We start from the raw sequence: 15,465 nt of genomic DNA on the forward strand, positions 1-15,465 counted from the left end.
TTTTATTATACATGAAATATTCTAAAATTTTCATTGATAAAATAATCGGTATGTCCAATCGAAGATTCAGAAGAGACTTTAGGGTATGATTCTGAGCCGATTTTCATTTTAAAAAACGAAGGGATGGATTTGTAATGAGCAACAAAGAACTTGATGGTCTTCGTAATCAACTGGATGATGTGAACCTTCAGTTATTACATCTTATTAATCAGCGTGCTGAACTTGTACAGGAAATTGGTCGCGTCAAAGAAAAACAAGGTGTAAACCGTTACGATCCGGTCCGTGAAAGAACAATGCTTGATCTGATTGAAGCGAATCACCAAGGACCGCTTGATCTTGGGTCAATTAAACATATTTTCAAAGAAATCTTCAAATTGGGCTTGGAGCTTCAAAAAGATGATCAGAAGAAAACGCTTCTTGTATCTAGAAAGCAAAAAGCTGAAGACACGATCATTGACATTAAGGGTGAATTGGTCGGTAACGGGATTCCGAGCTTCGTCTTTGGACCATGTGCCGTTGAATCTTATGAACAAACGGCTGCTGTAGCCGAAGTCATCAAAGCTAAAGGTTTGAAATTGATGCGCGGCGGTGCATTTAAGCCACGTACTTCTCCATATGATTTCCAAGGCCTTGGTTTGGAAGGCTTGCAAATACTTAAACGTGTTGCAGATGAGTACGGCTTGGCTGTTATCAGTGAAATCGTGAGCGCTAACGATATTGAAGCGGCGATCGATCATATTGATGTCATCCAAATCGGCGCACGTAACATGCAGAATTTCGATTTGTTAAAAGCGGCAGGTGCCGTAAATAAACCAGTACTATTAAAACGTGGACTGGCTGCAACGATTGAAGAATTCATTCATGCAGCGGAATACATCATGTCGCAGGGCAATGGCAACATCATCCTATGTGAACGCGGTATCCGTACGTATGAAAAAGCAACAAGGAACACACTTGACATCTCGGCCGTGCCTATCTTAAAACAAGAAACTCACTTACCGGTCATGGTTGATGTAACGCATTCTACTGGACGTCGCGATTTATTGCTTCCAACAGCTAAAGCGGCCCTTGCGATTGGTGCTGACGGTGTAATGGCAGAAGTGCATCCAGATCCTTCAGTTGCTTTATCGGACTCTGCACAGCAAATGGACTTCAAACAATTTGATGCATTTTACGATGAAATTAAACGTTTGAACTGGGTAACAGTATAAGCTGGAAAAGTCCTGAAAATATTTACTTATGGCCCTTACCTCCTTGGCAAGGGCTTTTTTTAATGGTAAAATGCTTGTTTTTGCAGAAAAAACATTGAAATAAGCACTATTGGATTGCAGGAAAGATTCGACTATCGTATGATAAATAACAAGAATGAGAACTGTTCGGAAAATTGGTCATACATAAAGTGATATCTATGTGAACTTTTATACTTGAAAAAGAGTATTGAATTTTTGGCTGAGAAGAGAGTAGGACTGCATTTTTCTTAGGCAGATCGTTCCTAAAATAATCTTCCTTATAGAGGAAAAACGTATAAAAGAATTTTTCCTGAAATAATTCGGGTGTTTTATGGGAAAAATGAAAGAAATGGAGGAATGGATGAATGAATAATATAACCATTTATGATGTGGCGCGTGAGGCGAATGTCTCCATGGCCACCGTTTCCCGCGTAGTTAACGGGAATCCAAATGTAAAACCAGCTACGAGAAAGAAAGTATCGGATGTGATTGAGAGGCTTGGATATCGTCCAAACGCAGTGGCAAGGGGTCTTGCCAGCAAGAAGACGACTACGGTCGGGGTCATCATACCGGATATCTCGAGCATCTTTTTTGCCGAATTGGCAAGAGGGATAGAAGACATAGCGACTATGTATAAATACAATATCATTTTAAGCAGTTCCGATGAGAATATAGATAAAGAATTCCATTTGTTGAATACGATGCTTGGAAAGCAAGTGGATGGTATCGTCTTCATGGGTGGGAACATAACCGATGAGCATGTTAAGGAGTTTAAGAACTCGCCGGTACCAATCGTTCTGGCAGGTTCCGTCGATGAAAGCGGACAAGTTCCATCCGTCAATATTGATTATGAGGCGGCAGCATTCGACGCAGTAACATTTTTCGCCCAAAAAGGCCATAAGCATATTGCATTTGTAAGCGGAAACCTTTCTGTGCTGATCGATGAGAAGAAATTGGCTGGTTATAAGCGAGGTTTGAAGGAAGCAGGCCTAACATTTGATGAACGCTATATTGTCGAAGGCGATTATACATATGATTCAGGCATTGAGTCTTTTGAAAAGTTCCTTGAAACTGGGGAGAAACCGACGGCGTTCATCGTCGGCGGTGATGAAATGGCGCTTGGGATCGTACATGCCGCCCAGGATAAAGGATATAATGTGCCGGAAGATTTTGAAGTGATCAGTTTTGACAATACCAGATTGACTTTGATGGTACGTCCGCAAATCACTACGATCGTTCAACCGTTATATGATATTGGTGCGGTGGCGATGAGGCTTTTGACAAAGTTGATGAATAAAGAACAAGTGGAGGAAGGACATGAGAAAGTGATCCTGCCACACAGGATTGAAGAGCGTCAATCAACGAAATAAGCTTAAGAGAGCGTCCTAAAGGGCGCTCTCTTTTTGTTGGACTAATTGCCTGCATTTTTGTGATCTGTACAATTTCCGTTTCATTCCACTGTGCGTGAACATGAAGATGGAATTCCGGTTCCTCAAAGTTTGGAGAATCAGTACTTGGACCGTTCCATTGCACTGCAGGCGCTCGCTTTCCGCGGGGTGTTGGGGAGCCAATCATTGCCTTGTTCCGCCTGTGTCTCCCGTGATTCGGATTTCATTAATGGGGTAGGAATTAAAACATTCCGTACCCACTCGTTAGCTATGTTCATTGGTTGTTGATGTTTGCTTGGAAGACCGGATAGGGTAGAGTGCCTTTTCAAGGGTTAAGGCATTTTTTTCGGTAATTTCAGGCTTCCTTGGAATCGGTTCGTAAATATCCTCCATGTCATCCCATTCCTGCGGAAGTGGTACAGGAGACTCAGGCTGCCAGCTATTAAGCCATTCTTTTGAAAGGGGACCTGAAAGGTCATTCTCCGTCATTTCAAGCCATACCCTCGACCAAGCCCTCGGGACGACGCGCCATATATCATACCCTCCGCCACCTACGGCAATCCAGCGGCCATTGCAATGCCTATGGGCCAGTTCATGGGCAAGCTTCGGTATCTCCCGGTAAATCTTCATTGTCGCTGATAAGTGGGTGAGTGGATCGTAATAATGGGAGTCCGCTCCGTTTTGCGTTAAGATGACATCCGGTTTGAAGTATTCAATGATCTCTTCAAAGGCAGCTTTATAGCATTCGAGCCAGGACTCATCCTCCGTGAATGCATCGACAGGGATGTTGAAGGAGAAGCCATAGCCTTTTCCTTGTCCCCGTTCGTTAATATTGCCTGTACCGGGAAATAAGTAGCGTCCCGTTTCATGAATGGAAAGTGTACATACATCCGGATCGTCATAAAATGACCATTGGACACCGTCGCCGTGGTGGGCATCCGTATCGACATAAAGGACGCGTGCCCCATATTTTTTTTGCAAATATTTAATCGCGACTGAACTATCATTATAAATGCAAAATCCCGAAGCTTTGCCACGAAAGCCGTGATGCAGGCCGCCGCCAAGATTGAGTGCGTGCAGCGACTGTCCGGTCATGACCGCATCCACGGCCGTCAAAGTACCGCCTACAAGCAAGGCGCTCGCTTCATGCATGTTGGGGAAGATGGGGGTATCCTCTGTCCCCAGTCCATAATTCACGGCTTTTTCCATAGGGAGTTTTCCCTCACCTGCCAATCTGACAGCGTTTACATAATGACGATCGTGAATCAGTTCCAATTCTTCATCCGTGGCCATTCTTGGCTTGATTATTTGATCATCACGAATGGCATGGTGTTTTTTCAGCAAATCAAGCGTGAGCGAAAGCCGTTTTTGATTGAATGGATGCTCATCATTGAATTTGTAGGCAAGAAGTTCCTCCGAATAGACGAAAAGGGATGTATCATTCATGGGAAGTCCCCGGTAAACTCGGCCATAAAACGGTATAGCCTTCCTGCTTCAAATCCTCCACCACCATAAATGGATTCATCGTCTGTACACGGATGACCAAAATTTTATAGTCTGTCCCATCTTTTTCCGGATAAACTAGGGTACTAAGGATATTGGAATTGCGCCGTTTGAAAATGTGGGCAATATCGTGAAGGGTACCTGCCTTATTCGGGATTTTGATTTCAATTTGGGAACCAGGCTGGTTGACACCCGTCAATTCAACGAATGACTGAAGCAAGTCAGAGCCTGTTATGATGCCTACTAATTTCCTTTCTTTGACGATTGGGAGGCAGCTGATGCTGTTTTCACAAAATACAGCCCCGATTTCTTCGACAAAATCGAGCGGGTGCCCTGTGATTAAATCCGTTTTCATGATGCTTGATAGTGGTTTTTGTAAATCATTTTTGTATTCTGCGGTGTTGAATATCGAAGGCACAGCATCCCGTATGTCCCGGTCACTGACTAACCCCACAAGTTGAAAGCGATCATCGACAATAGGAATGTGGCGAATCCGTTTCTCCTTGATGAGCAAGACAGCGCTGTGGATTGTATCCGCTGGAGTGAGGGTGATAATATCCTCATTCATTATTTTTTCAACGATCATTTTCCTTCCCTCTCTTTCGCCTCTTTAGTACATATACCGATTCATAAAACGCAATTGGTCGAATTTCTGGATCGAATCTGGCGGCACTCTCTTCCCAATGCGGGCCATCAGGCAGTTGGCTGGGTGGGAGCTGATTTCCGGATCATCGGTTGCAAAGTAGACCAAGCCCCCGGCGCTCATCATTTTTTCCATGATCTTGCGGTACTCCCAAATATTAAGCCCTGTTCCTTTTAAGTCCCAGTGCCAATAGTATTCAGTGGTGATGGTGATGAAGTCTTCCACCGAATCGTCTTCCATCGAAAGGCGAATCAAGTTCTTCCCGACGGAGGCACCCCGGAATTTTGGGATGACCTCGATTGCCCCTAGCTCAATCAGGTCCTTCATTTCGATTTCCGACCACCGTTCCAAAGGATCCGGATACAAATAGGTTACATAACCAACGATGGTTTCTTGTTCACGTGCGATAAAAATCCTGCCCTCAGGCAAGCCTGCAATCTCTATTAACGCTTTATGCTGCAAAGCAGGCGGGCGAAAGGCGACCAAGTCTTCATGAAACTCATAAGCCGACATTCGTTCCCCATTCAACGGGCCCTCGATGATGAGGGTTCCGCTCAATGTCTGCAGTTCCTTGGCATAAAAGGTTTTGTTATATTCCATTCCTTCACCATCCTTGTAAAATAGTACTCTTATACTCTTCGTTTTCGAAGTATAAGGCGCGATGCTTAAAAACCGAGCAAATGGAAGTGTACCTTAAAATTATACATAGCTTCATTCAGAAAGTTCAAGGCGATTATGAATCTTTTGTTACAGCACCTCTCCCCGTTAGCATCATTATACCCGTCTTGTTGCCAACAATATAGTGCTCGCATTTGCAAGCTTTCATCAAAGGGTTTTCCCTATTATGGAAAAAGTCATTATTTTAAAAATTGAGATAATTACCCCTTTATACTATAATGAGTATATAGAGACGAAAGAAGGGGGAACTTGTCGTATGAATGTGAAAGCGTTGCCAGTAGTGGAAGGTAATTTCAATTTAAAGAATTACGATGAAACATACAAGGGGTTTGACTGGTCAGAGACGGAAAAGGAATTCTCCTGGTCCGAAACGGGTAAGGTGAATTTAGCATATGAAGCCATTGATCGCCATGCCGAAACATACAGGAAAAACAAAATAGCCCTTTATTATAAAGACGATAATAGAAAGGAAAAATATACATTCAAGGAAATGAAAGAGTATTCGAACCAGGCGGCCAATGTGTTCAAGAACATTGCCAATGTCGAAAAAGGCGACCGTGTCTTCATCTTCATGCCACGCTCCCCGGAGCTTTACTTTGCCTTGCTCGGTGCGATAAAAACGGGAGCGGTGGTCGGGCCGTTGTTCGAGGCCTTCATGGAAGGCGCGATCAGGGATCGTCTCGAAGATAGTGAAGCAACTGTGATCGTAACGACGCCGGAACTTTTGCCACGCGTCCCGGTCGATGAATTGCCGCACTTGAAGCATATTTTCCTAGTTGGCGAGAATATAAAAGAAGAAGGAAATTATTATCACTTCAATAAAAAGTTAAAAGAGGCCGACACTACCTTCGACATTGAATGGGTGGACCGTAATGACGGGTTGATCCTGCACTATACATCCGGTTCGACTGGAAAACCTAAAGGAGTGCTTCACGTTCACAACGCGATGATCCAGCATTACCAAACGGCAAAATGGGTCCTCGATTTGCAGGAGGAGGACGTGTATTGGTGCACAGCCGATCCTGGATGGGTGACAGGGACGTCTTACGGCATTTTTGGACCATGGCTGACAGGAACCTCGAATGTTATCGTAGGCGGGCGATTCAAGCCTGAATCCTGGTACAAAACCTTACAGGACTTTGGTGTCACGGTTTGGTACAGTGCACCCACTGCCTTTCGGATGCTGATGGGGGCAGGTGACGAAATCGTTAAGCGATTCGATTTGAGTGCCCTCCGCCATGTCCTGAGTGTCGGTGAGCCGTTGAATCCGGAGGTGGTCCGCTGGGGAATGAAGGTTTTCAATCATCGCATCCATGATACATGGTGGATGACGGAGACGGGCGCCCAGGTCATCTGTAACTATCCTTGCCTGGAAATCAAGCCGGGCTCCATGGGAAAACCGATACCTGGCGTGAAAGCGGCGATAGTCGATGATCAAGGAAATGAGCTTCCACCGCATCGAATGGGGAATTTGGCCATTAAGAAAGGCTGGCCTTCCATGATGAAAACTGTCTGGAATAATCAATCAAAATATGAATCTTACTTCATGCCTGGTGATTGGTATGTGTCCGGGGATTCCGCTTATATGGATGAAGAAGGATACTTCTGGTTCCAAGGCCGTGTTGATGATGTCATCATGACGGCAGGGGAACGAGTAGGGCCATTCGAGGTGGAAAGCAAGCTGGTCGAGCATCCAGCCGTAGCCGAAGCGGGAGTCATCGGGAAGCCGGATCCGGTCCGGGGCGAAATCATTAAAGCGTTTATTGCCCTTCGTGACGGATACGATGCTAACGATGAGCTTATAGAAGAAATTCGGCAATTTGTCAAGAATGGCCTTGCAGCGCATGCGGCGCCACGCGAAATTGAATTTAGGGACAAGCTTCCTAAAACGAGAAGCGGTAAAATCATGCGACGCGTCTTGAAAGCTTGGGAACTTGATTTGCCAACTGGCGATTTATCATCGATGGAGGATTGAGACGCAACTCCTGATTTAAAATGAAGAGTAAAAAGGCATCCATGTTGAGCGCATGGATGCCTTTTTTGTCGTGTTGATAAAAAAAACAGGCTGGCGGGTTTTATCCCGCCAGCCTGTTTAGAAGAGTGTCATTCTTCCTCTTCTTCCGCGTTAGTAGCTTCTGTGTCTTTATCATTGCCCGATTCTTTGTTGTTATTAATCGAATCGTCTTTCTCTGCCGTGTCTTTGCTTTGATCCTGGTTTTGTTCTTGTTGTTTATTATTATCTTTTTCTTTATCTGTATCTGATGTTTGATTCTCTTCTTTTCGTTCCGGTTTTTTCTCTTCGTTTACAGGTTTATCTTTTGTGCGATTCTCTTTATTTTTGGTCGAAGCTTCTTTGGCTATTTTCTTTTTAGCTTCGCTTTCGACATGCTTCGATGGAGCTGATTCTTTCCCGACTATATCAACGGCCGTTACGTAATAGGAGCCGCCTGAACCGATTTTGTAAACAAGCTCTGATCCAGCATTGATGCTCGCCACTTTTTTGCCGTCTTTATAGACACGATAGCCGACAACATCACCTTCGTGATGCAGTCCCCATGTAATCTTATCATTACTCATGGAGATGGAAAGGGGATCGGGCGCTTTGCCATTATCATTCAATTTCGCTTTCGTCGCGACGACTTCCCCTTCTTTTTTGTCCCCAGGAATAATGGAGCCCGGGTCAATCACATATTGCAATCCTATATCTGCGAACGAATCTGGATTGAGCATGAACCCACCGCTCGTGAATTCGTCAGGTGTTTGCGGAAGGGCGGCATAGCGCTTGCTGCCGACTGAAACATATTGTCCATCGATGAAACTATTATCCGCCTTGGATGGCGCATACTTGGAGATGAATAAATCCGATTTGACAAGTCCGGCCTTTTGGCACGAACTTGAAGGCAGCAGTCCGGAAACGCCACAGAAGGAACGGCTGACGATTCCGCCAGGCATTTGGAACCGTTTATCGGAATCGATGAGCTTCGGTTCGACCTTGTAGGCGGCGTTGATTAAATCTGCCCAATAATAGATATTGCGTTTATTATATTCCAGACCATTGTACGTCCCTTGCAAGGATGCTGGCTTGTCATAACCGAGCCATGTCCCGAACGATACAGTCGGATTGGTGGCTACGAACCAAGCGTCCCAATAATTTTGTGAAGTACCGGTTTTACCGGCCCAATCGCTTGAGAAGGCCAGGCGGTTCCTGACCGAGGCCGCCGTCCCGCTGTTTACGACATCACGCATCATGTCAAGCGTCAGGTAAGCGGCTTGTGGAGAGAAAACATCCACTGGTTTCACTTTATGCTGATAGATGACCTTGCCATCCTTCGAAACGATTTTATCGATCATATAAGCATCGATGAATTCCCCCGAATTGGCAAAGGTGCCAAACGCATTGACGTTTTCTTCAACGGTTACACCTCTGTCCATGGCACCCAATGACATGGAAAGGTTGGAGTAATCGCCTTTCGTCACGGTGGAGAAGCCCATTTTCTCCAAATACGAAGCAGGTCTCAGGTTGATTATCTTTTTGTAAAAGAGCGCCGCCGGGATATTGTATGATTTCTTCAGGGCCTCACGGGCAGTCGATACTCCAGTAAAGCTGCCGCCGCCATAGTTTCCTGGACTCCAAGCTCCAATGGAAATCGGCACGTTGGCCGATACGCTGCCAGGCGAGATTTTACCTAGCTCGATCCCTGGGCCATATACAAGCAATGGCTTCATCGTTGACCCGTTTGAGCGCAATGATGAGGTGGCATGGTTCGTTTGTTCCCGCTTGAAATCGCGGCCGCCAACGAAACTGATAATTTTCCCTGTTTTATTTTCGATAAGGATAGCTCCGGCCTCCACGGGCTGGCTCACGGTTTTCGTTTCCTTCGTATCCGGGTCGACGACTTGTGCCGGTTTATCGTATCCGAAGCTCGGATAGTTCTTCGTTACTTCCTGCATCTTGTCATAGATCTTTTTATTGACCGTCGTATAAACCTTATAGCCATTTTGTCGAAGCTTACGATCGGCAAGTGCTACATATTGATTTTTTAAATCATCATTCTCTAAATCTTTTTCTTCATAACCATCTTCTTTTGCTAGACTGACAGAAAGGATTTCAATGGAGCGTTTTTCAATTTCATAGGTGAGCCATGGGTACTTCTCGGATGGCATCTCCGTTTTTCCGATAAAGTCTTTTGTTATATCGTACCCTTTTGCTTGATCATACTCGTCCTTTGTTATGTATCCGTTACTGTACATCCGTTTTAAAACGGTTTTCATCCTGTTGATGCCAGGCTGTTGATTATCTTTCAATTTCCCTTGCTGCGTATATGGTGTATAACCAAATGGACTTTGCGGCAATCCAGCGATAAACGCGGATTGGGGCAGTGACAGGTCTTTGGCCTCCACGCCAAAAATACCTTCAGCAGCCGACTCGACACCAGCAATGTTCTGACCGGAGGAATTCCTTCCCAAAGTGGAGACGTTTAGGTAGGTTTCCAGTATTTCTTCTTTTTCAAAAAATTTCTCTACCCGGAGTGCAAGCAGGATTTCCTTTGCCTTCCGGTCAAATGATACTTCGTTCGTGAGTACCTGGTTTTTGATGAGCTGCTGTGTTAAAGTACTTCCTCCAGATTGAACGGTTGCATTTGAAAATTCCTGGTAAATGGCACGCAGGATAGCCTTCGGGACAACTCCGTCATGTTCATAAAAATACTCATCTTCCGTTGCAATGACCGCATGTTTAAGATGCTCCGAAACTTTATCGATCGACACTTCTTCACGCTCGAGGTCACTCTTAAGCTTGCCCAAGTAAACGTTATTGGCAAAGTATACTTCAGAGGTCTCTTCATAATTGTAGATGTCTTTCTTTAAATCTTCCTTGGAGCGTACGGGCTCATCTTTGACGAGGGCAGCGAAATAGCCGGCTCCGACGCCGCCAGCGAATGAGAATCCTAAAATCCCGACAATAATGACGATCAGCGTTAAATTCCAAATGACTTGGTAGGTGACCCGCGCATTTTTTTGCGTCTTTTCATTTTGGAAAAAACGGGTCAGCTGCTTCCATGCCGTTCGTAATCTATCTTTTTGATTATTATTCATCGTATCATACCCCCTGAAATCACATATATTATAGCATATAACATGTAGGCGAAAGGTCATCTTTCTTATTTTTCTGGAATCTGTATGGGTGATGTTGACAAGCAATCCTATGTATGATAAAAGTTTATTAACAACTATAAAAGAATGAATTGATCGCGATGATAGGACCCAGTAGTCAGACTATCCCTGTTTTAGAGAGCCGGTGGTTAGTGGAAATCGGTACAAATGGTTTGATGAATTACTTCCTGGAGCATTTGCTGTGAAATGATAGTAGCAGGGAACGGTTGACGACCGTTATTCGTCTTCGAGCGGAGGGCGTAGTATGTCCTCAAGTTGGGTGGTACCGCGAATTTATTCGTCCCTTCATATTTATGAAGGGGCGTTTTTGTGTGCTTTTGCGGAGGTTTTCTATAGATGGAGGAGGAATATTACATGGAATTGCTTAAAGACCTCGAGTGGAGAGGGATTATTTATCAACAAACGGATGAAAAGGGCTTTAAAGACCTATTGGAAAAAGAGAAAATTTCTTTATACTGCGGTGTAGATCCAACTGCCGATAGTATGCACATCGGTCATCTATTGCCATTCTTGACATTACGCCGTTTCCAGCAGCACGGCCATCGTCCTCTTGTGCTAGTAGGGGGCGCGACTGGACTAATCGGTGATCCGAGCGGTAAAAAAGAGGAACGCCAGCTGCAAACACTGGAAAAAGTGCTTTATAATGCCGACTGCATAAAAGGGCAGCTATCACATATCTTTGAATTTGACGGTGAAAATGGTGCAGTCATGGTCAATAACTATGACTGGTTGGGTAAAATCGATCTCGTCACCTTCTTGCGTGATTATGGGAAATACATTGGCATTAACTACATTTTGGCAAAAGATACAGTTGCTTCACGCCTGGAAACGGGGATTTCGTTTACTGAATTCACGTATACGCTTTTACAAGGAATTGATTTCGGGCATTTATACAGCAATTACAACTGTAAATTACAAATTGGCGGAAGTGACCAATGGGGCAATATTACGACAGGCCTTGAAGTGATTCGGAAATCGAATGAAGAGGAAGCAAAAGCATACGGAATGACGATTCCACTCGTAACGAAAGCGGATGGTACGAAATTTGGTAAAACGGAAGGCGGAGCAATCTGGCTTGACCCGGAAAAGACGACCCCGTACGAATTTTACCAGTTCTGGATCAATACAGCTGATGCAGATGTCGTGAAATACTTGAAGTTCTTCACATTCCTATCTCGCGAAACGATTGAAGAGTTAGAGCAATCCGTACAGTCTGAACCGCATCTTCGCAAAGCGCAAAAAACGTTGGGCGAAGAGATGACCCGTTTGATTCATGGTCAGGAAGCCCTTGATCAAGCAATCAAGATCTCGGCTGCGCTATTCAGCGGTGAAGTAAAGAATTTAAGTGCAGCGGAAATCAAGTTGGGCTTTAAAGATGTCCCAAGCTTCAAACGTGAAAGCAAGGAAGATATCGGTTTGGTCGAGTTGATCGTCGAAGCGAAAATCTCCCCATCGAAGCGCCAAGCCCGTGAAGATATCCAAAACGGAGCCATCTCCATCAATGGAGAAAAAGTGACGGATCTGCAGTATGTAGTGACGGAAGCTGCCAAGATCGAGGGAGAGTTCATTCTCGTTCGTCGCGGCAAGAAGAAATACACATTAGTGAAATGAGTTTAGTGAAGCCCGGCTGAGTGACAGCCGGGCTTTACTGCGCAAAAGAGTATTTGATTGATGGGCTAGAATATACATGATAGTGAATGGACAATCGGAGCTGGTCAGTTTTTGTTATTTTTCACCATCAATGATACAAAACAAAATAATGCTATCAAAAATAGGAGTGCCGGAAACGTATAAAATGTTTCATTGTATTTAATAGAAGATTCAGCCTTTAAACCATACAAATAAATAAATAGCATAAAAGATACAGACAATGCTATCGTGCCAGTTAATAATTTCATTTATTTACCTCTCCTTTGGTTAATTTAATCGTATTATACGGAAATTTTTTTAACAAAAGGGGTAGATACAAGGAGTTTTTAAAGGGCGGTAAACAAAGCATTTCTTTTACCGAAAATATTGGGAGTTTTTAACCTTGAATTATATCTTCGGAAAAGAGGCTGAATCAGCATGTTTAAATTTGAAAAGACTAATAAGAAAACTGTAGATAAAACTACTATAAAAAAGAGGGAGTCATCGCCTTCATACCTTTCTTATTTAATATATGTACATGTACATATATAAACCTACCATAAAATAGGTAAAATGGGGAATGAATATTCAGAAAATTTATATAATTTTCGATTTTTATGGTACTATTTACTTATATAAGAATAGATAGAAAAACATAAAATCATAATGAAAGCTAAAAAAAGAATTATGCCTATAAGAAAATTTACTGTTAAATAAATTGCTGAGACATTTAAGAATGCAATTAAAATAAATATATTTATCTTTTCTTTAGTTTTTAAGAAAAATATAAAAATTAAAGAGAAGATGAATAAGGAACTTGATAAATAAAATATAGAATCGTATTCTAAGGTATAACTATGCGTTATTAAAACAAACAAGTATAAGACTATAAGTGTTACTATACTAACTATTTTTTTCATAGATAGTCCTCCTTTTTATATATAACCTAATGATGCTAAAATATCATATAATACCTAAAAATATTAGTTTGTTGTGGGATTTATTCACTATATTTAATTAGTCTAAAGTCCATGTCAAAATACAATTTATCCATTAACTTGTAGAATGCGCACTTATACATGATTATGTTTACTCCATTCTTCAATATCAGAGTAATATCCTTGAACGTTATGAGAAACGATCTTCGTTTTTATGTTCCCTTGAGAATTCACTTTTGTTCGTAGAATAACCAATCATTATTAATATTGTTTAATTATCTTCCGATTTCTGTATTAAATAATTAAGACTCACGATCATGTTTACACTTAAAAAAGTTCCCCTATTTCAAGAGAACGTAAAATAAGCGTCTGCCCACAATCTTAATAAGTTACTCCAAACCCAATTTAATAGGTTATTAGAGAAAAAGAAAAAACGCTAGAAACATTGAAATCAATGTTTCTAGCGTTTTTTGAATAGCTATTAACAAAGTGCAACAGGGTAGATCCCATGAGCAGTTTGTGGATTAGGATACTCCTCCCGTTAGAGGCTCAATAAGCAACAGTGGCTATAAATTCCTTCGTCTGGATGGGAAAATAATTGATAAGACGGGCTTAAAAAAGCCTTGAATCACTAGATTCTATCATCGGAAAAGAGACTGAATCAGCATGTTTAAATTTTAAAAGGCTAATAAGAAAAGCAGATGTTGCTACTTTTAGGAAGTGACAACATCTGCTTCTCTAAAGAGTACGATTTAATTTTGAAATCTGCGCCGTCCTTATAAGTACTTTTCCCATTTCTTTCTTACATTCAAAAAATGAGTAATGATTGAAGATTATGTTTAACGTCTTAGACCATATAAAAACACCCTGTAAAGGTTAGTTTGGTGTCTAACATTTACAGGGCAGTACGACGTTTATAACGCGTTAATAATTAATTAATTTTTTCCTCTTAATAAATGATTGACTGCAACTGCAATTAAACTAATGTTTAATAAACCAAATAATAAGCAAAAACCTTGCACAGTATCTACTTCAATAGATCTTGCAACCCAATAGGCTGCATCTTCATTTGTGAATTCTATTTTCGAATTTAATAAAGCTTTCCCAATTGAAGGAGCTGATACTTGAATTAATAGAATAATCCCTAAAGAAATGGCATTATATACTATCAAAATTTTCGCTGTACTTTTAGGATTACTCAAAATAGAATCACCAATTCTTTTATTATTTGTAATAATGTTTATATTTTATATCAACACCAATTGGTTTGTAAGCATAAGCTAAGCCTTTATAATCGTAACGGAAGTAAATATCATTTCTTTTGCTTCCCTTCATAGAGTATTTTCTATAAATTGGATGACCTGATACTTCTGCTTTGGAAACAGCTTTTCCATTGTTTTTTTTGGTACTAACACCCCTCTCCTCATATGGAAAACTACTGGCCAACCTGGCATTAATATAGGTTTAGGCTTCACTAAATCTACAACACCTACTGTTTCAGCAACTTAATAGTACATCATATAGCAAACTTTCAGCTAATTTGAATTTCACTATAGGCTTATTCAGTTTCTTCCACTGGGAGCTATGTTAGTGCACTTCATCTTCAGTTGCTAGATTATAACCCACGACTTATTTATATTTATTGTGTTTTTCTTCAATTTCTTTCACGTCTCTAACAGTAATAGTTTTTCGGAGCCCTTCTCTTATGAGAGAGGGTTGTACTATTTTAAAAAGTATTACGTAATACCAAAGACCCTTTTAAGGGTTATTTTCTAAAAAAATATAAGCGTAAAATTGCTGGGAATACTATTGTATTCTACGGAGAAGTATACCTAATAAGGGGTTATTATATTAATTCATTATAATAAAGAGTTGAAATATATATCTGTTAATAGTACTATTGTACTGTACATGTACATATTTGAAAAAAATAAAAAAAATAACAGTAGTGGATAATTATGGGAAAAGTATATAAAGCTATAGGGATATTAATTATATCCATTATTATTTTATCGCCAAATATTACAGCTTTAGCAGCTACTAAAAATTTTACATTTAATATGACACATCAACTCTCGATAGGAAGTTATACCTCAACAAAAACTTCTGCGACAGGTACAGTTAATATGACTAGTTGGGGATCTGACAACTATTTTACAATTCATGTTTATGATAGTAGTGGCGTAAGTGTAAAACTTAAGGGTAAAATGGAATATTGGATTTGAGTCAATATTTTGGACACTAAAAGGTTAAATCTTAAGCTGTATTCCTAATTCGATCTTCAA

At 41.6% G+C, this 15,465-nt stretch carries 11 protein-coding genes and 1 other annotated feature; of the genes, 6 read left to right on the forward strand and 5 right to left on the reverse strand.

Annotation, left to right across the window (positions count from 1 at the left end; all coding sequences use genetic code 11):
* Positions 1-134: 134 nt before the first annotated feature.
* The 3 genes from ASU00_RS09810 to ASU00_RS25395 all read left to right on the forward strand — a co-directional run bounded on the left by ASU00_RS09810 (position 135) and on the right by ASU00_RS25395 (position 2,905).
* On the forward strand, positions 135-1,211 hold the full coding sequence (locus ASU00_RS09810) for a bifunctional 3-deoxy-7-phosphoheptulonate synthase/chorismate mutase (protein ID WP_057913267.1): 1,077 nt from the start codon (positions 135-137) through the stop codon (positions 1,209-1,211).
* Positions 1,212-1,594: 383 nt separating this feature from the next.
* Positions 1,595-2,599 carry a catabolite control protein A gene (ccpA, locus tag ASU00_RS09815; RefSeq protein WP_057913268.1) on the forward strand — a complete coding sequence of 335 codons (1,005 nt, stop codon included), beginning with the start codon at positions 1,595-1,597 and terminating at the stop codon, positions 2,597-2,599.
* Positions 2,600-2,743: 144 nt separating this feature from the next.
* Entirely contained in the window at positions 2,744-2,905 is a 162-nt protein-coding gene (locus ASU00_RS25395; RefSeq protein WP_161809720.1) for a hypothetical protein, read from the forward strand.
* Here the strand turns inward: ASU00_RS25395 and ASU00_RS09820 are convergent.
* From ASU00_RS09820 to ASU00_RS09830, 3 genes are read right to left on the reverse strand one after another with little or no spacing between them, the layout of a single operon-like run.
* The gene (locus ASU00_RS09820; RefSeq protein ID WP_057913269.1) at positions 2,882-4,063 is read right to left on the reverse strand and encodes an acetoin utilization protein AcuC; all 1,182 of its coding nucleotides are present in this window, start codon (positions 4,061-4,063) and stop codon (positions 2,882-2,884) included. The genes ASU00_RS25395 and ASU00_RS09820 overlap by 24 nt on opposite strands.
* The gene (locus ASU00_RS09825) at positions 4,056-4,706 is read right to left on the reverse strand and encodes an acetoin utilization AcuB family protein (RefSeq protein WP_057913270.1); all 651 of its coding nucleotides are present in this window, start codon (positions 4,704-4,706) and stop codon (positions 4,056-4,058) included. Before ASU00_RS09825 ends, ASU00_RS09820 begins: the two co-directional genes overlap by 8 nt.
* A gap of 24 nt (positions 4,707-4,730) precedes the next feature.
* Positions 4,731-5,363, reverse strand: coding sequence for a GNAT family N-acetyltransferase (locus tag ASU00_RS09830; RefSeq protein WP_057913271.1), 633 nt, complete (start codon positions 5,361-5,363; stop codon positions 4,731-4,733).
* A gap of 334 nt (positions 5,364-5,697) precedes the next feature.
* Between ASU00_RS09830 and acsA the strand changes: the two genes are divergently transcribed.
* Complete coding sequence (gene acsA / locus ASU00_RS09835; RefSeq protein ID WP_057913302.1) at positions 5,698-7,416, forward strand: acetate--CoA ligase; 1,719 nt, start codon at positions 5,698-5,700, stop codon at positions 7,414-7,416.
* A 128-nt stretch (positions 7,417-7,544) separates the two neighbouring features.
* Here acsA and ASU00_RS09840 read toward each other — a convergent pair whose 3' ends face one another.
* On the reverse strand, positions 7,545-10,535 hold the full coding sequence (locus ASU00_RS09840) for a transglycosylase domain-containing protein (protein WP_082630229.1): 2,991 nt from the start codon (positions 10,533-10,535) through the stop codon (positions 7,545-7,547).
* A 149-nt stretch (positions 10,536-10,684) separates the two neighbouring features.
* Positions 10,685-10,901, forward strand: a binding site (T-box leader).
* 66 nt (positions 10,902-10,967) lie between these two features.
* Here ASU00_RS09840 and tyrS point away from each other — a divergent pair.
* A complete protein-coding gene (gene tyrS / locus ASU00_RS09845; RefSeq protein WP_057913272.1) occupies positions 10,968-12,224 on the forward strand; it encodes a tyrosine--tRNA ligase in 1,257 nt (418 codons plus the stop codon).
* A 1,891-nt stretch (positions 12,225-14,115) separates the two neighbouring features.
* On the opposite strand, the gene ASU00_RS09860 is transcribed toward tyrS, so the two are convergent.
* Entirely contained in the window at positions 14,116-14,382 is a 267-nt protein-coding gene (locus ASU00_RS09860) for a hypothetical protein (RefSeq protein ID WP_057913275.1), read from the reverse strand.
* 756 nt (positions 14,383-15,138) lie between these two features.
* On the opposite strand from ASU00_RS09860, the gene ASU00_RS09865 reads away from it, so the two are divergent.
* A complete protein-coding gene (locus tag ASU00_RS09865) occupies positions 15,139-15,405 on the forward strand; it encodes a hypothetical protein (RefSeq protein ID WP_057913276.1) in 267 nt (88 codons plus the stop codon).
* Positions 15,406-15,465 lie beyond the last annotated feature (60 nt).

Source organism: Peribacillus muralis, from assembly GCF_001439925.1.
Lineage (GTDB): Bacteria > Bacillota > Bacilli > Bacillales > DSM-1321 > Peribacillus > Peribacillus muralis.